General features: G+C 68.0%; 13 protein-coding genes. 10 read left to right on the forward strand and 3 right to left on the reverse strand.

Features of this window, described 5'->3' with window-relative positions; all coding sequences use genetic code 11:
- Positions 1 to 2: 2 nt before the first annotated feature.
- The 3 genes from POL67_RS39635 to POL67_RS39645 form a co-directional block, all read right to left on the reverse strand.
- On the reverse strand, positions 3 to 1,154 hold the full coding sequence (locus tag POL67_RS39635) for a hypothetical protein (RefSeq protein ID WP_271926001.1): 1,152 nt from the start codon (positions 1,152 to 1,154) through the stop codon (positions 3 to 5).
- On the reverse strand, positions 1,154 to 2,368 hold the full coding sequence (locus tag POL67_RS39640) for a hypothetical protein (protein WP_271926002.1): 1,215 nt from the start codon (positions 2,366 to 2,368) through the stop codon (positions 1,154 to 1,156). Before POL67_RS39640 ends, POL67_RS39635 begins: the two co-directional genes overlap by 1 nt.
- A 66-nt stretch (positions 2,369 to 2,434) precedes the next feature.
- Positions 2,435 to 3,370, reverse strand: a complete 936-nt coding sequence (locus tag POL67_RS39645) for an RNA polymerase sigma factor (protein ID WP_271926003.1) — start codon at positions 3,368 to 3,370, stop codon at positions 2,435 to 2,437.
- 545 nt (positions 3,371 to 3,915) lie between these two features.
- On the opposite strand from POL67_RS39645, the gene POL67_RS39650 reads away from it, so the two are divergent.
- The 10 genes from POL67_RS39650 to POL67_RS39695 all read left to right on the forward strand — a co-directional run bounded on the left by POL67_RS39650 (position 3,916) and on the right by POL67_RS39695 (position 17,580).
- Complete coding sequence (locus POL67_RS39650) at positions 3,916 to 4,428, forward strand: hypothetical protein (protein ID WP_271926004.1); 513 nt, start codon at positions 3,916 to 3,918, stop codon at positions 4,426 to 4,428.
- Between the two features lie 583 nt (positions 4,429 to 5,011).
- Positions 5,012 to 5,722 carry a hypothetical protein gene (locus tag POL67_RS39655; protein WP_271926005.1) on the forward strand — a complete coding sequence of 237 codons (711 nt, stop codon included), beginning with the start codon at positions 5,012 to 5,014 and terminating at the stop codon, positions 5,720 to 5,722.
- A 4-nt stretch (positions 5,723 to 5,726) separates the two neighbouring features.
- Positions 5,727 to 6,236, forward strand: coding sequence for a DUF6968 family protein (locus POL67_RS39660; protein ID WP_271926007.1), 510 nt, complete (start codon positions 5,727 to 5,729; stop codon positions 6,234 to 6,236).
- A gap of 169 nt (positions 6,237 to 6,405) precedes the next feature.
- On the forward strand, positions 6,406 to 9,030 hold the full coding sequence (locus tag POL67_RS39665; protein WP_271926009.1) for a hypothetical protein: 2,625 nt from the start codon (positions 6,406 to 6,408) through the stop codon (positions 9,028 to 9,030).
- Between the two features lie 60 nt (positions 9,031 to 9,090).
- Positions 9,091 to 10,179: a DUF2169 family type VI secretion system accessory protein gene (locus POL67_RS39670; protein WP_271926010.1), complete on the forward strand. Its 1,089-nt coding sequence runs from the start codon at positions 9,091 to 9,093 to the stop codon at positions 10,177 to 10,179.
- Between the two features lie 3 nt (positions 10,180 to 10,182).
- Positions 10,183 to 12,396, forward strand: a complete 2,214-nt coding sequence (locus tag POL67_RS39675) for a type VI secretion system Vgr family protein (RefSeq protein WP_271926011.1) — start codon at positions 10,183 to 10,185, stop codon at positions 12,394 to 12,396.
- 13 nt (positions 12,397 to 12,409) lie between these two features.
- Positions 12,410 to 14,590, forward strand: a complete 2,181-nt coding sequence (locus POL67_RS39680) for a type VI secretion system Vgr family protein (RefSeq protein ID WP_271926012.1) — start codon at positions 12,410 to 12,412, stop codon at positions 14,588 to 14,590.
- 10 nt (positions 14,591 to 14,600) lie between these two features.
- Positions 14,601 to 14,822, forward strand: coding sequence for a hypothetical protein (locus POL67_RS39685; RefSeq protein WP_271926013.1), 222 nt, complete (start codon positions 14,601 to 14,603; stop codon positions 14,820 to 14,822).
- A complete protein-coding gene (locus POL67_RS39690; protein WP_271926015.1) occupies positions 14,816 to 16,810 on the forward strand; it encodes a type VI secretion system Vgr family protein in 1,995 nt (664 codons plus the stop codon). The genes POL67_RS39685 and POL67_RS39690 overlap by 7 nt, the downstream gene beginning before the upstream one ends.
- A gap of 8 nt (positions 16,811 to 16,818) precedes the next feature.
- A complete protein-coding gene (locus tag POL67_RS39695) occupies positions 16,819 to 17,580 on the forward strand; it encodes a hypothetical protein (protein WP_271926016.1) in 762 nt (253 codons plus the stop codon).
- The last annotated feature ends 41 nt before the right edge of the window (positions 17,581 to 17,621 follow it).

The following is a 17,621-nucleotide window of genomic DNA, read 5'->3' on the forward strand; positions in this document are numbered from 1 at the left end:
ACCTACTCGACGATCCAGTGCGACCTGCGGCAGCAGAACGTGATCGCGCTGCTCTTGTTCGGCGACGCGGATCCCTTCGGCACCCCGCCGGAGCTCGCGCACGTGCCGTGAACGTACTTCGCGCCGGTGACCGCCTTGGCTCCGATGGCGCGCCCGGGGGGCAGGATGTCGGTGCACTTCTCCCCGGTCGACGCCAGGCTGGCGTTCTCGAACTCCGATGAACACGCCCCATCGTCGTAGAGCCGAAGCGATCCCATGCACGCGCTCCCCACGGGCGCCCCGCACTCACACGCCTCGCAGCCGCGATCATCGATCGGCTCCTCGGGGTACATCTCGTGACGCTCGTGGTTGTAGTTGTCCGGGCACGGCTCCAGCACGCCCTGGCCGTGCACGCAGGAGAGATAATCGGGGCCGGGATCGGCCACGCAGTACCTCTTGATCGCGCTTTCACCGCACGTGTCGTCGTTCGTGTTCGCCATGCACGCGAGCGCGCCGAGCTTCCACTCTCTCTTCGTGGTGAACGAGGGCGCGACGCTCTTCGGTGCGCAGGACTCACTCGTTGGACCAGGGAGCGCCGAGGCCCGCACGGACTGCGCGCAGAACTCACCGCCGCACGATGCACCGGCCGGGAGCGCGTTCGCGCTCGTGCACGACCCGTCCCATCCCGCGGGCCCGCTGAACGGTAGCGATGCGGCTACGCCCTCTGCACACGTTCCAGCGCGGATCTCGATCGTCTGCGGCGGCCCGCCTTCACACGTCCCCTCCGAGGGCTCGCACGCGCACGCCTCGCACTCGGCCGGGGGCGCGATGAGCTCGTCGAAGAGGCGAAACTTCTCGTTCGGCACGTTGCTCGGGCAGAACTTCGGGAGCGCCTCCGGTTTGTCGAACCTGACCGAGACCGGAACCTCGCTCCAGTAGCCCGCGCCGCCGCTCGGCACGGGCACGCAAGCCTCCATGCAGGTGCCCATGGACTGCGGCCCCGGGCCCGGCGCCCCTGCTTCCGGCGCTGCGTCCGGTCCGGCATCGGCGCGCATCTGCGCGAGGCATTCCTCGGTAGGAAAGAACGAGTCGGGATTGCACTCCAGAGGGACAAAAGTATCTGGCGCCGAGCAAGCCCCTACGAACAGGAGGATCCCCGCTACTTTGACATTCATTAGAATTCCCATCCACCACCGAGCTGCACGCCCAACATGATCGGCGGTTGCTCGGCGATGATCGTTGGACCAACCGCAATTTTGATACCGCTTGACAACCCCAGAACATCGGCCGCGGCTTGAATCGAAAAGGATCGGGTGATCTGAACCTTCGCGCCGACGCGCCCACCACCGCCAGGCTTCACGGCGGTCACGCTTAAAGGCTTGTAGCCTTCCGGAGAGCCGTTGATGTTGATGACACCCACATGCCCGAGCACGCAGCCAAAGAACCACCGGTAGTGAGCGCACGCGCTCACGAGCCCCCCGGCCGTCATGGCGTCGATCGGCCTGCCCTCCACACCCGACGTGAGCCACGCCGCGCGCCCCTCGATGCCGAGGGACACGACCTCGTTTGGCCTCAAACTACCGCCGAGCACCGCCCCCACTGCGGGCGCCCACGTGGCCACGCCAAACACCATGACTGGCCCCGCGCTGATCGTGCCGCCGATCCCGCTCTTCTTCTCGTCGGTTACACCACCACGGATCGGATCCCGCTTCGGCAGCTCGTCGTCGGGCGGCTCCTCGACATTCGTCGCTGGATCGAGCTGACGCCGCCGAAGAAGCCGCTCCGGCGGATCGATCGGCGCGAACGAGGGTAGCGCACGCAGAGCCAGCGTGTAACGCAACGTCCCGCCCTTGATCGCCTTGAAATCGATGACCGCGTCCTCGAATCCCTTGAGCGTCGCCCGCAGCTCGTGCTCCCCGGGCGGCACAAAAAGAATGAACCCCGTATGGCCCTCGCGATTCTTGGGCAAACCATCCAGCGTGACGCGGGAATGCGGCTCGGATACGGTCACCTCGACGCGGCAAACCTGCGAGCGCGCGACGTCATACGCCGAAAGCCAGGCGTGTCGTTCGTCGGATGAAACATCCTGTCCACGCTCGATCGCGTCGAGCAGCAGATCCGCGGCCTGGATGGGGTTGCGCAGCTCGACGAGCAGAGCCCCGAGGCGCCCGCCTACGATGGGCTCTTCCTTGATCTTGAAGGCTTCGGCGTACGCCATCGCGGCTTCGGGCAGTCTCCCCGCTGCGCGCTCCCGGTCCGCCTTTGCGACGAGCGCCGCAAACCGTGCCGCCTGCACGGCATCGTCGACCACGGGCCGGGGCGCTTCCTCTGCGAGCGCAGGCGCCCCAAGCGTGAGAATGGCGGCAATGACGATACCAGACCGTACCATGCGGGTGAGCGTACCCGACCCGGGACAAACCTGTCAAGATGGACCAGACAAACCGCCGAGGGTCGCTTACCGGTTGCCCTTCGGAAGGAACGACATGCCCGAGAGGTCCACCACGAACGGAGGGCGGGTCACGGTCGGCGTGCGAGGACCACGGCCGACCGATGGCTCTTTCGCGGGCTTGACGGCAGAGCCGAGCACGGGTTCAGGGGGAACTGCCGGCGGCGTGGGCTGCGGCATCTCTTGCACCGCGGCCACGATCGGCGCGCGATACCGGAGCCCGGTACGCGCGACGGGGCGCTCCGGCCCCGGCGCGAGGAGGAGCAGACCGATGATCACGCCAAGCGCGTTCCCTGTTGGGTGAACGTAGCCAAAGAGCTTGCGGAACCGTTCGAGGCGGAGCGCGTGGTCTTCCCCGACCAGCCACAGAAAGGGCATGAAGTTGCGGAGGTCATCGCGCGAGAGACCGCTTTTTTTGAGGAGGAAGGTCCGGGCGCGCTCGAGCCGCTTCTTCGCCAAGGCCTCCGAGATCCCGAGCTCCGCGGCGACCTCTTGGTGCGACCTCCCCTCGATGCCGACGAGCAGGAGCACCTCGAAGAACTCGGGGGGCAACTGTGCCATGGCCTTCGCGACCTTGCGCTGGACGTCGCGCCAGTGGGCGATGCGCTCGGGGGAGGCGGCCGGGGCGGGCGTGGATTCGGCCTCGCCGTCGTCCGGCGAAAAACGCGCGTCGTAGCGTCGCTTGGCGCGGTCACGGTCGCGAGAGACGTTCGCGGCGATCCCCAGCGTCCAGGCCCGGAGATCGCCGGCCTCGGGATCGTAGTTGTCGCGGCTCTCGACGGCCGTCGTGAGGACGTCCTGCGACTTGTCCTCGACGCCGTCGTTGTTGTTCGCCCGCTTCCGGCGCTCCCCCGCGAGGAAGCGCTCTACGTCCGCACGCAGCTCGACGAGCCGGGCGAGGAACCCAGGACGGTCCCCTGGTTTGTCCTTCGGTCGGTTGCCCATGTCTACTATTGGCCGCAGGGCGGAAGAGGTGACAGAAAAAATTTGTCAGCCGTGTCCAACGCCCTCCGCGCGCTCAGCTCCTTCGGTTGCCATTGACACAGCCCTTCCACCACCGCGATCTCCCCTCCCAGAACCGACGCGTCTCCTCCGCCCCCCGACACCACGCCCACCGCGCCCTCGAGCTCTCCTTCCCCCGAGCGCTCCCTCTCCCCCCGCCGCCGACATCTCCCGATTCGGCGACCCCACGCACCCCTTTTCCGACCGATACCCATCCTCCCCGGAACCACACGCCCCCTCCCGGCACAGGCGCCACCTCCCCCCGACGATCGACATCTCTCCTTCCCGGACCGATCCCTCTCCTTTCCGCTTCGACATCGACCCCTCGTCGATCGACGCGTCTCCTTCCCCCTACCGAGACCTGTCGCCTGCCCGATCGACCTGTCGCCGTGCACGTTTCCGTCGCTGACACGTTACATCGAAAACCGAACCGTCCAGTCTCACGCCCATCTCCAAAACGGAGCCAGCCTAGGTAGGGAGAACCCACCATGAACGACGATACCGTAGTCAAATACACCGGACCCGCCCTGATCGATGCGCAGCCGATCAAGGACAAGCTCGTGGACATCAAGGGCGGCGACCTGCAGGGATACAAGCGCGAAAAGCCGGGGCTCCTGGAGGTGCTCGTGGAGCTCGCCTCCGCCATTCCCAGCCACGGCGACGCAGCCGGCATCCACCCCAACACCTACGATCAGATCGTGCAGACCACCGAGGTTCTCACGCATATCCGCGCGCTGAAGCCCGCCGCGGCCAAGCTGGTCGAGATCCTGAACGAGAGCGAGGTCTATTATGAGGACCTGCGCGAGGGGCAGATCATCCGTGTCGCCAAGAACGCCCTCGATACGGCCAAGCTCGAGAACAAACCCGGTATCCTCGCGAGCTTCGAAAAGACGATGAAGTACCGCTCGCAATACGCCGAGAAGGCCGCCGCCACGCGGCGCAAAAACGAAGAGGCCAAGGGCGACGCAGAGCCCGCAGCCACGACGACCTCCCCCGCCTGACCCGATCCGCCCGACCCCTCCCGAGGCGCTGGCAATCACAGCCGCAACATGGCCCGGCCAAGCGCTCCCGCGCTTGATTGCCGTTCATGCATTCGGAGGGGCCTCGTGCGTCCACACCATTACATTCACCCCTCCGGCGTATCGCCCTCGTCCTGGGGGCGATAGCCGCTCTCGCGCCGACGCTCGCCAGCGGCTGCGGAGCTCGGGCGGGGAATGTGTGCCCATGGGTAGCGCGGACTTTCGCAAAGAGGCGGTATCCGATGTGCGTGTGGACCGGCAGAGTGCATGATGCCGAAATTGATCGGTGACGTGAAAGACACGGTTCCGCGCGTTTTCTGTTGTCAGCCCCCGCCTGATGCCCCCACGAAATGAGAATGGCGATCGGCGTCATGCTCGACGGTACGCCGTGGGCCATTGCGCGTCGCGAGGCTGCGCCGAGCGTCGAGAGCACTCCGAGGGCTGCGCCGTCGAGCACGACGCCCGGTAAGCGTGGCGGAGCAGGCTCACAAAACTTGCTCTTCGGCGATCTAAACCAGCATTCTCCTCGGCCAGCGGTGGCCGAGCGAGGGGGGAGGGAGAGATCGTGTCGAAGGTCAACGTCTGGATCGAGGGGATGTTTTTCGCGTGCCTGACGATGGCGGTTGTCGCGTTTGGCTGTGCGAGCAATATCGAATATCCCCCGCTGAAACAGGCGCCGATCGTCGAAGGGCCACACGCGCCGAACAAAACCATCGCGCGCCTGCGATGGTGCGTCGAGGAGTACGGCGGAGACCTGGGTGGACGAAGCTTCGAGTTTGACTATGACGTGAAGGTCGACGAAGAGGGGCGGGCGGTCTCTGTGAAGTCGGACGTGTACAATGCCAATTTCGATGGGTGCACGCGGGCGGCGCTCCGGGCGATGGAGGTGCCGCCGGAGCTTTTGCTGACGTGGATGTCGCGGCCGCTCGCTCGGGAAGACGGACAGACGAACGCGGCGCGGGGGCTCGCCGGCAATGTCCTCGTCATCGTGGGGGTGGTGGTCAAGCTGGCCCCCATCATCATCGAGGCGGCCGGGGTGACGATCGTGTTCATGATCGCGGTGGCGATCGGCGACGAGGTCATCGAGGCGACTCGGAGAAGGCCGCCGCCGAATCTGAATCGCTGCCTCGACGCCGCTGCGGGTGGTCCATATATATGGGAGGAGTTTTGTCGCTCGATCGGCGAGGGACATCACGGCAGCCCGTGCTGGGGAGAGGCCGAGGAGAGCGAACAACACAAGAGAGGCTGGTGTAATGAAAAGTTCGGGAGATGGTGAACGCATGAAAGCCAAGTCGAAGACCCCTGTGAAAAACCTGCCGCCTTCGTGGATCGCCGAGCGTGAATACACGCGACTCGACGTACCGGGCCGGGTTGTCGTTCGCATTGGGTGCCCGGAACCCGACCCCAAGAGCTCCCATGGAGACTGGAGATGCCCACTTCAAATCGAGGGGCTTGATCTGACCCAGATCGAAGACTTTCGTCGTGATAAGGACGCTCCGCTTTTCGCATACGGCGTCGACTCGATGGATGCACTGAAAAACGCGTTCCGTATCCTCCCCCTGCTCCTCAAAAGGCACGGCACCCCCCTTCGCTGGGACAAGACCCAGGAGGAGGCGCTTGGTTTCCCCGTACATGTGCCCTCGGGCTACGGGGTCGAATTTGATCGCCGGATGGAAGATGTGATCAACGCGATCGACGCGGCGATCTTGGCGCGCATGCAGCCCATTTACGAGCGCATGGAACGTTACGAGGCTCGCCGCAAGGCGAGGAAGAAGCCGCGAACCGAATGAAGCGATGACCGCGGGATCAAGGGGATCACCTTGCCAGTCTCGTGAGTCCCGTGCCATCGAGCACGACCGCCCCCGCCCCCGCCCCCGCCCCCGCCCCCTCGCCCGCTTCCTGCCTCGACGCACCACTTCCTACCGCTCCCGCACCCGCTTCCGGTACACTCACCCCCCCATGGTGGCCCCCTCCCCGCAGCCCGCCGTCGAGGCCGCGATTTGGCTCGCCTTCGCTCCCGGCGGCGGCCACTTCACCGCTGTCGCCGTCGGCCCCCACCACCTCCTCACCGTCGCCCGCGTCTCCGAAAGCGCCCCGCACGTAAAACTTCTCCGCGCCGGAGAACAGGTCCGCACCGCCGAGGTCGTGCAGGTCCTCCCGACCGAGGAAGGCGACCTCGCCGTCCTTCGTTGCGCCGAGGAACTCCCGCATGTCCTCCGGCTCATGCCTGCGGACGAGTTCCCAGACTTCGACCTCGACACCCCTGTCACCCTCGTCGGCTTCCGCGACAGCGTCGAGAACGCCCTCGCCAAGCGCGCCGTCGTCCTCCACTGGAGCAGCGTCTCCCTCATCGCCAGCGAGCCTGACGAGCCTCCGCCGCGCAAGTCCCAGCCCGACACCCTCCCGCCCCTCCCTCGCCTCCTCCAGGTCGTCCACGAGAACGAGGCGGGCGGGCCCATCCTCGACGGCCGCCAGCGGCTCGTCGGCATCGCGGGGCGCCTCGAAGGCGAGGGCGGCGTCGAGGGCCTCGTCACCACGATCAACCGCTTCTACGAGCACAACCGCAAGTGGAAGATCCCGCTGGGTCCGCCGGCTCCGCGTGTCGCCAAGGCGCCGACCATGGCGCAGTCCCTCGCCCTCATGCACCTCGTCGCGGCCCAGCACGAGGAGCACGAGGGATCGAGCCCCGCGGCGCTCGTCGAGCACTACCGCGCCGCCCTCCGCCTCGACGCCTCCTCCGGCGCTGCGCACCTCGGCCTCGCTTGCGCCAAGAGCGTCGCCGGCGAGCTCGACGAGGACGTCTTCCGCAGCATCGGCCGCGCGTGCGAGCTCCTCCCGGCCTCCGAGTGGTCGTCCGAGTGCGCCGATGCGCGCCTCGCGAACCTCCTCCGCTCCTCCAAGCACCTCCACGGCGTCGTCATGGCCCTGCGCGCCGACCTCAAGAAGGGTCGCTCGCTCGCCGAGTGGGCCGCCCTCGGCCGCGCCGTCGCCGACCTCGTCCATTCACCCGACGCCGAGGAGAGCGGCCGCCCGCGCCCACCCGAGAAGGCCGCCGGTCGCCTCCTCCTCTGGGCCGGGCAGCCTCGCAGCGTCATCTCCATTCCCTCGCGCGAGCAGCCCGACATCCTGCGCGCGGCCGCCTTCCTCCTCGTCGACCACGCCGAGCAGGCGCTCTTCTGGCTCGACGATCCGCAGGAGGACGAGGAGGTCGAGTCGAGCCGCATGGAGACCACCCAGCAGCTCGTCCTCGCGCTCCGCTGGATCGCCCGCTGCCGCGAGGGCACGTACGACGGCATGCTCTCGCGCGAGGTCGCCGAGAAGCACGGCGCCCTCCTCGGCAAGCTCATGCCCGGCGGCGACGTCTTCTCCTGGCACGCCCACGCCCTCGCCAAGGCGCACCACGGCGAGATCGAGAGCGGCATGGAGGACCTCGACCGCGCCATGCGCCTCCTCTCGCCCATGGCCTTGCCGGGCCGCTGGTCGCGCGAGTTCCCCGGCTTGCTCCCCACGTCTGCGCAGCTCGCCGCTGCGTTCGGCCGCGTCGTGCTCGAACAAGGCAAGGCCGAGCGCGCCCGCAAGGTGCTCGAAAAGCTGCCCATGCCGGCCTCGGACGACGCCCACGCCGCCGAGCTCGCGAGCGTCGAGAAGAAGCTCCGGGGGCTCGCCGGCGTCGGCACCGACGTCGAGGTCTCGCCCGACCGCGCTCTCCTCAAGGCCAGCCGCGAGGATCCACGCGCCGTCCGCCTCGCCCGCGTGCTCGCCTTCTTCGCCGAGGCCGACGTGCCGCGCGAGCGCCTCGGGGACCTCAGCGATGCGCTGCCCGTCCTGCTCAAGCTCGGCTTCTTGCGCGACGAGGCCGACGTCGTCTCGTACGAGTCCTCGTTCCGGACGCGCGTGCGCGACCTCCTCACGCCCGATCAACGCACGGCGGCCCTGCACGAGGCGCTCGACCTCCTGCTCATGGCCTACCTCGACGCGAACGCGCGCGAGCGCACCGAGCTCTGGCCGCACATCCAGGAGACCACGAAGACCGCCATCGAGCACGAGATCGAGCTCGTCCCCGCGGCGGAAGTCCTCGCCCGCGTCGGCAACCAGCGCGCGCGCGAGCTCTCGTATGCCGAGGCGCGCGATCTCCTCGAAAAGGCCCACGACCTCGGCAGCCGCGGCGCGGCGCCGGCCGATCTCTGCGCCGAGATCGACATGGATCTCGGCTGGGTCGAGGTCCTCTCCGGCTCGACGCAGCGCTCCCAGGAGCGCCTCGAACGGGCATTGAACTTTTACAACGAAATGGCCATGACCTCGACCGGCGCGACCCCGCACCGGCGAATGGCGCGCATCCATTACAGCCTCGCGCGACTCGCCGTGAGCAAGAGTGATCGCGACGCCGCCTACATGAACGCGTGCCGCGCGCTGGAGGAGGCCGAACGTGGCTTCGAGCCGGGCACGCGCAAGGCCGTGCAGATCTACACGAGCCTCGCGCACCTCTTCATCGACCTCGGCGATCACCTGCGCGCGCGCAAAGCCACGGCGCGAATCTCCCCGCGCGAGCGCGAGACCCGGACCGATCTCGCGTTCGATTCCTGATTCGTTCACGCCCGGAACGCTTGTGGCCGCACGGTCGGTGCGTTTACCATCCGAGCCGCCATGAATTTCGAGGCGCTCGTCGAGAACATCAGCTGGGCGAGCGTCGATGGCGAGACGATGATGGACCGTCACGGCCGTGACGTCGCCGTCGTCGTCGCCAAAATGGCCTACAAAGTGAGCCGCGAGGGCGCGGCGAGGCTCGCGCTCGCGCCCGTACGACGCGTGGACGAGGGGGACGGCGGCGGGGGCGTGCGTTTTCCCGCGGATCTCGTGGCCGATGAGAAACCCGGCACGGACGTCGGGCTCGTGGGCCTCGCGTATCCGCCCCCGCGCACGGCCGGGACCAAGGGGCGCGTCTATGCGTGGCTCCAGGTCGGCACGCTGCGCAAGGTCGTCGTGGTGCACGGGCCGCGCGTGTACGTGAAGAACTGGCGCGGCGCCGTCGCGCCCTCGGATCCCGCGCCGTTCGTCGAGCCAGTCCCCCTCCGCTACGACAAATGCCACGGCGGCCACGACCACATCTCTGGCGCGTTCGAACCCGCGAACCCCATCGGGATGGGTTTTTCCAGCCAGCCCACCCGCCTCCTCGGCGAGCCCGCGCCGCCGCTCGAACCGGCGTCCCTCGAGGAAGGCGGCGCCCCGTCGCACGCCTCATATGGCGCCTTCGCGCCGATCCCGGCGCACTGGGAGCCGCGGCGCTCGCGCATCGGCACGCATGACGCGGCGTGGGCGAAGGGCCGCGCGCCCGTGCGGCCGCGCGATTTTGATCCGATGCACCACGCCTGGTCGGTCCCGGGCCTGCACAGCGGCACGCCGCTCCTCGGCGACGAGCCGGTCGAGGTCGGCGGCGTCTTGCCGGACGGCGTCTGGCGCTTCCGTTTGCCCCGGTACGCCGTGCAGTTCGGCAGCCAGATCGACGGGCAAAAGGTGGCGTACGAGACCCACCTCGACGGGTTTCTGATCGATACCGAGACCCGCGCCGTGGAGCTCACGTGGCGGGCGTCGATCGTGCTGCCACGGAAATGGGAGCGGCTCGAACGGATCTACGTCCTCGGGGTGGGCACGCTCCCGGAGGACGTGATCCGCGACCCGAGCCGGAGCGTAGGGGCGGGACGGGCCGCGGATCCGGCGCACGCGAGGAGTGTGTAGGCCATGAGCAAGAAAGCGTTGCGGATCGAAGTCTTCTTGAGCCTCGGCGACGCCTCGTGGCCGGCTTTGCGGCTGCGCGTCGAGGAGGGGCTGAGCGAGCTCGGCGGGGCCTGGGTCGAGGTCGCCGTGGGCTCGGATCTCGACGTCGAGGAGCTGCTCGAAGAGCCGGCCACGGTCGTGATCTTGTGGGACGGGCAGGAAAAACGCCGGTTCTCGATGCAGCTCGCCCGCGGCCGCTTCCTCGACGAGAAGGACGGCCACCTGCACTACGAGCTCGAGCTGCGGCCCTCGCTCTGGTTCCTCGGCCTCGACAAGAACACGCGCAAGTGGCGCGACCAGCCCGCCGAGCCGATCGTCTCGAAGGTCCTCGACGAGGGCTCGGTCCCCCACGCGTGGCGCACCACGCGCGCCTCGGCGTCGCAGCCGTACTGCGTGCAGTATCGCGAGACGAACCTCGATTTCGTGTCGCGTATGCTGGAGTTCGAGGGTTTTTATTACAGCTTCGATCCCGACGGCACGATGATCATCGGCGACACCTCCTCGGCCTCGGAGGAGGTCTTGGGCGGCGCGGAGTTCGAGCTCATCGAAGCGGCGGGCGCGCTCTCGCACGGCGACTTCGGCGTCACCTCGTTCGAGCGCGGCGCGGTCGTGGGATCCGGCAAGGCCACGGTCAACGACCACAACTGGAAGACGCCGAAGCTCTCGCTCCTCGCCTCGGCCACGGGCGCGAAGGACACGCACCTCGAGGTCTACGATTACCCCGTCGGGTATCGCGACGTGGGCACGGGCGAGATGCTGGCGAAGCTCCGGGTCGAGGCGCTCTGCGCGGAGAAGCGCTTCGTGGAGGGCACGAGCACGGTCTTCGACTTCGCGCCGGCGCGCATCTTCTCGTTCACGCACGAGGAGGGCGCGAGCTTCAGCGGCCGCTACCTGCTCGTGTCCGTGGAGCACGAGTACCGCGAAGAGGCGGGCGTCGCGCACTACGAGAACCGCTTCCGGGCCATCCCCGCGGACGTCCCGTTCCGCCCCGCGGTGAAGACGGAGCGCCCCGAGATCGAGGGCAACCACACGGTGATGGTGCGCGGCCCCGCGGGCGAGGAGATCCACACGGACGCGTACGGCCGCGCGAAGGTGCAGTTCCACTGGGATCGCGAGGCCAAGGGCACGGACGAGGACTCGCGCTGGATCCGGATGGCGCAGGAGATCTCGACCTCGATCGCGCTCGCGCGTGTCGGCTGGGAGATCAGCGTCGGCTACATCGACGGCGACCCGACGCGACCCGTGGGCTTCGCGCGGCAGATCAACGGGCAGATGGTCCCGATGTACAGCCAGCCCGCGTTCAAGAACCGGATGACGATCCGCACGGAGACGTACCCGGGCAAGGCCGGGTTCAACGAGCTGCGCCTGGAGGACTCGGCCGGCTCGATGCACATGGACTGGCACGCGCAGAAGGACTTCAAGACCCTCGTCCAGCACGACCGGACCGAGACGATCGGCAACAACCAGACGGTGCTCATCGAGAGCAACTCGACCCGCACGGTCGAGAAAAACCAGACGATCGACATCGGCGGCGATCAGACGCGGACCGTGGGCCGGCACGTCGTGCACAAGGTCAACGTGGACCGGAACCACACGATCGGTGGGGAAGAGACCATCGACGTCACGCTCGGCGTCGAGACCTCCGTGATGGAGAACGACGTCGAGACGGTGGGCGGGACGCGCTTCACGCGCTCGGGCAACGACGAGACCGGCTCGATCGATCGCTCGGTCCAGAAGACGCTGACGCGGATCGTGGGCGGCTCGTCGATCTCGATGGCGGGCGGCTCGGTGGCCCACGAGGGCGGCGAGATGCTCTTCGAGTACGCCGGCGGGTCGAAGATCACGATCGGCCTGGAGGAGAGCGTCAAGCAAGCGGTGGCCGAGAACCTCGACACGTTCGTGAGCGGGTTCGACCTGCGCAAGTCGAAGGGCGACATGAGCGTGTCGGCCAAGCAGACGACGGTGAACGTGCAGAGCTCGGCGTTTTTCCGGTCGGCGGAGCGCATGGAGCTCCGGAGCCGCGCGATCGAGCTCGTCTCGTCGGCCTCGATCGCGCTCCGCGCGGGCGCGCTCTCGATCGAGATGACGCCCGGCAACGTGACCATCACCGGTCCGCTCAAGCAGGAGAGCGAGACCAAGATCACCCTGCGCGGCAACCCCGAGAAGCTGACGCCCTGAAGGAGAACGCGCGATGGAACTTGCATTCGCCGAGCTCGTCGTCACGGGGACCGAGGTGCGCCGCGTGCTCTCGCTCCGCGGGCAGGAGGCGGTCTCGACCCTGTTCCGGTACGAGGTCGAGGTCGAAGTGGAGCTGCCGCTGCCCGACGTCGACGTGGTGATCGGCGCGGAAGCGACGTTGACCCTGCGGGATCAGGCGCACAAGGAGCGCGTGGTCACGGGCGTGGTGGCCGAGGCGAGCGCACGGGCGCTCGACAACGAGCGCGGGCGAGCGACGATCGTCCTCCGGCCGATGATGTGGCGACAGTCGCTCGGCCGTGACTGCTACGCGTCGCAGGATGTCCGCGTGCAGGACGTCGTCGACGACGTGCTCGCCGACTACACGGGGAAATACCGCTGGGCGCTCACGCGCAGCTACCCGCGTTACCCCTACCGCGCGCAGTACCGCGAGGACGACTGGACCTACGTGAGCCGCCTCCTCGAGGAGGAGGGGATTTACTACTGGTTCGATCACGAGGCGGGCTCGATCACCGTCTTCTCGGACAACTCCACGGCCGCGCCGGAGATGCCGGGCGGCGCGCTCCTGCCGTGGGTGCGCGAGAGCGCGCTGCAGCCGAAGCAAGACGCGGTGACGCAGCTCGGATCGATGAGCTCCGCGTCGACGGGTCGATTCGAGGCGAAGTCGTACGACCTCAAACGGCCACTCGTGCCGATCAAGGCGAAGGCCGGCGCGGGCCGACACGAGGTGTACGACGCGCCGGGCGGCGGCACGGGGATGGAGGCGATCCTCGAGGTGCGGGTGCGCGATCAGCGCGACGCGGCCGTGGCGGCGCGGGCGGGCGTGATGGGGTTGTCGACGAGCGTGCGCCCCTTCCCCGGCGTCACGCTCGAGATCGACGGGCACCCGGTCGCCAAGATGAACGGGCGTTACCTCGTGACGCGCGTCGAGGTCGACGGGGACGAGCATCAGCCGTGCGACACGCGCTTCTGGGCGATCCGGGCCGAGGTCGCGTTCCGGCCGCAGCGGGTGACGCCAGAGGCGAAGCAGGCGGGGCTCCAGCTCGGGCAGGTGATCGGGCCCGACGGGCAGGAGGTGCATCCGGACGAGCTCGCGCGGGTGCGGACGATCCTGCACTGGGACCGGCTCGGCCCGCGCAACGAGAAGGGCGGCACGTGGATGCGCGTGGCGCAGCGCGCGGCCCCTGGATCGATGCTCTTCCCGCGCATGGGCTGGAACGTCGCGACCTTCAACGAGGAGGGCGGCGTCGACGCGCCGAGCGTGATCTGGCGCATCCACGACGGCGAGCGCCTGCCCGAGTACAAGCTGCCCGGGAACATGACGCGCGTCGTGTGGAAGACGGCGACGGTGCCCGCGGACGGGACGGCAAACGAGATCTACTTCGAGGACCGGATGGCCGCCGAGGAGATGTTCATCAACGCCTCGCGCGACATGAACTACATCGTCCTCGATTCGCGCTGGGAGAGTGTCCAGAACGACTCCACGCGCACGGTCGCGGTGAACCACGACCTGACGATCCACGCTTCGCAAGAGGAGCGCGTGATCGGCGATCAGCGGATCACGATCGGCGGCAACGAGACGCTGACGGTCTCGGGTCTGCGCATCAAGACGGTCTCGGCCAACGAGACGGAGACGGTGGGCGGCTCGCGGACGATCCGCGTGGGCGACGCGCACCGCACGTCCGTGAAGGGAGATCGCACGCTCTCCGTCGGCGGATCGCTCATCGAGATCACGCCGAACAACATCAACCGGACGTCGCGCGACATGGTGACGGTCGTCGGCGGCAGCGTCGTCAAGGTCGCGAGCGAGGACGTCTCCGAGGTCGCGCGCAAGGACTCGGTGCAGGTCATCGGCGGCTCGAAGATCGAGGTGGCGAAGAAGGACCACTCTCTCGACGTGAACACGGCGTGGACCGAGGAGGTCGGGGGCTCGATCGTCTGCGTGTCGAACGAGAAGTACCTCGACAACGCCGACACGACGGCGAGGTGGAACGTCACGTCGGCGGTCGTCGGCAGCGCGCCCGTCGTGCACATCGAGGCGGTCGAGACCATCCGCTTCACGTGCGGATCGAGCGTGCTCACGATGACCACGGACGCGATCACGATCACGACCCCGAGCCTCGATTTGTCCGGCGCGACGTTCGACGCCGACAGCGGGATGATCGAGCACAACTGAGGAGGACGCCGTGGCAACCGAGGATCCGCTTCGTTACTTCCTCTCGCTCGGGGGCACGACCTACCCCGTCAAGACCATCGCGGGCGAGGAGGCGCTCTCGCGGACGTACCGCTTCGAGATCACGCTCCAGGTCGAGCCCACCGATCCGCTGGATCCGGACGCGTTGATCTTCACGGACGCCCGCTCACGCTCACGCGCGCCGCCGACGAACGGCGGATCCAGGGCGTGGTGACCCAGATCAAGCGCGCCGCGACGCGCAAGGGCAACGCGGGCACGGGCAAGGTGACGCTCGTGCTCGAGCCGCGCCTCGCGACCACGAGGCACCGCGTCGACATCCGGATCTTCCGCGACAAATCCGCGCCCGAGATCGTGGCCGAGGTGATCGGCGCGCACGGCGTGACCGTGGAGCCGCGGCTCGTGGGGTCGTACGTGAAGCGCCCGTACTGCGTGCAGATGCGCGAGTCGGACTTCGATTTCGCGGCGCGGCTGCTCGAGGACGAGGGGATCTTCTACGTGGTCGACGACGAGGGCCGCATGGTCCTCGGCGACTTCACGAGCGCGTACGTCGAGGGAGCGGGGACGCTCGCGTTCCACCACGACGCGGGGATGCACGAGAACCGCGACGCGGTCTTCGAGGTCGGCTGGGCGGGCCGCGCGACGCCGGGCAAGGTCTCGCTGCGCGACTTCAACCCGGAGCGACCGCGCCTCGACATGGACGTCTCGGCCAAGGGCCCGACCGCGTGGGGGCCCGAATGGTACGACTATCCGGGCGAGTACGAGCTGCCCGCGCAGGGCCAGGCCAAGGCGAACCTCCGGGCCGCGGCGCTCGCCTGCGCCAAACGCCGCCTCGCAGGCCGATCGACGGCGGGGCGCATGGCGACGGGCACGATCTTCTCGCTCATCGATGCGCCCTCGGGGGTCACGGACGGCGAGTACGTGCTCACGAAGATCGCGCACGCGTGGGATCGGACCGCGTCTTCGTTCTCGGTCGCGTTCGAGGCGCTGCCTGCGGACATGGTGTATCGCCCGCTCTGCGAGACGTACGTGCCGACCTTGCCGAACCCGCTCACGGGCTTCGTGACGGGCCCCGCGGGCGCAGACATCCACACGGATCCGTGGGGCCGCGTGAAGGTGCATTTCCCGTGGGATCGGCTCCAGCCGAAGGACGACACCTGCTCGCACTGGATCCCGGTCTTGCAGGACAACACGGGCCGCTCGTCGGCGATGCCGCGCACCGGCTGGGAGGTGCTCTGCCAGTTCCTGGAGGGTGATCCGGACCGGCCCGTCATCCTCGGCCGTGTCTTCAACGCGGCGGATCCCTTCCTCGAGGAGCTGCCGATCCGCAAGATGCGCACGTCGCTCCACTCGCTGACCTCGCCGCGCTCGACGGACAAACCCTCGGGCTACAACATGATCCGCTTCGACGATCTGGCGGGCGCGCAGGAGATCCACGTCCACGCGCAGAAGGATCAGAACATCGTCGTCGCGAACAACCAGGACGAGAAGGTCGGCAACGTCGAGCAGCGGACCGTCAAGGGCAACGAGGCGATCCGGATCGGCGCGAACGAGACCATCAACGTCACGGACGACAGCGCGTCGAAGGTCGACGGCAACCAGACCGTGAACATCGGCGGCAACCGCACCGCGACCATCTCGGCCTCGCAGACGGACACGGTCCACAAGGACCACACGATCACGATCGGCGGCTCACACCTGCGCGACACGCACACGGACGACAACGTCGCGGTCGAGCAGAACATGACGGAGCTCATCGCCGGGCACGTCTTCGAGCAGTCCGGCCACACCAACGCGGTCACGGGCGGCACGACGTCGACGCTCGTCGTGGGCGGCTCGATCGTCGAGATCGGCAAGCTCAACAAGGCCGAGAACACGGAGAAGCTCCGCAACGAGTCCGTGGGTGGCCTCGCCTTCAGCAAGGCCGACGAGAAGCACACGTCGCGCGCCGAGGAGTCGCGCACGACGACCGTGACGGGCAACTACGCCGTCGTGTCGTTGAAGGAGCTGCTCCTCGCGGGCCTCGAACAGCTCCGCATCGAGTCGACGAGCACGACCCTCAACGCGCCCGAGATCACGCTCAAGGTCGGCGAGACCGAGATTCACCTGAAGAACGGCAGGATCGACATGAAGGCGCCGAGCGAGATCACGATCGACACGCAGCAGGCGAACAACCTCGCGTCGACGACGTCGTCGCAGAACTGAGGAACGCGATGGCCCACACGAACTACGTCTATCGCATCCTCCACCGGCCGGCGTCGCACGCGCGCGCGCTCCTCAACGGCATCCCGATCTACGACCGGATCGTCACGGACAACGTCGCGCCGATCGGCCCCGTCACGCACTGGCTCGTCCGCGGCGAGAACACGATCACGGTGGAGCTCTCGCCCTCGCCGCGCTCGCCCCTCACGCCGGATCTCGGGCCGCATTTCGAGATCTCCGTGCGGCTCGCGGAGGATCTGGATCGCGCCGTCTTCACCTGGGACTACCCGAAGAGCATCTCCGCGCTGGGTTTGCCGATCGATCTGCCCCTCGTGGGCGGCGGCGTGCTGCGCATCGACGACGATCTGCCCGATCCCGTGTATCGACGCGGCTCGCGCGAGGAGTTCCCGGCCGAGGGCACCGTCGAGCAACGCGCGGCCGTACAAGAACTCTACGACGCGTTCGCGACACGTGACGCCGGGCGCTTCGAGTCGGCGATGGATCTCAAGGTGAGCGAGTTCGAGCGTTATTATGGCCCGCAGCCTCTCTCGCGCGCCGAGGCCATGAAGCGGATGAACGAGCCGTGGCTCATGGAGCCCTTCGACGCGCACGACCTGCGCTTCGACCGCTACGTCGACGGCCGCGTCGCCTACGTGCGCCGCGCCTCCGGCAAGCCCGCGGTGCGCGCGCAGCACCGCGACGAACCCACGCTCGGCTGGGGCGCGAACTTCTACATGACGCGGCTCGATGGGCGCTGGCGCGTTTTCTGCTGACGAACCGATCTCGAGGCGACGGAGGGACGAGCGATGGGCGC

Source organism: Polyangium mundeleinium, assembly GCF_028369105.1.
Classification (GTDB): Bacteria; Myxococcota_A; Polyangia; order Polyangiales; family Polyangiaceae; genus Polyangium; species Polyangium mundeleinium.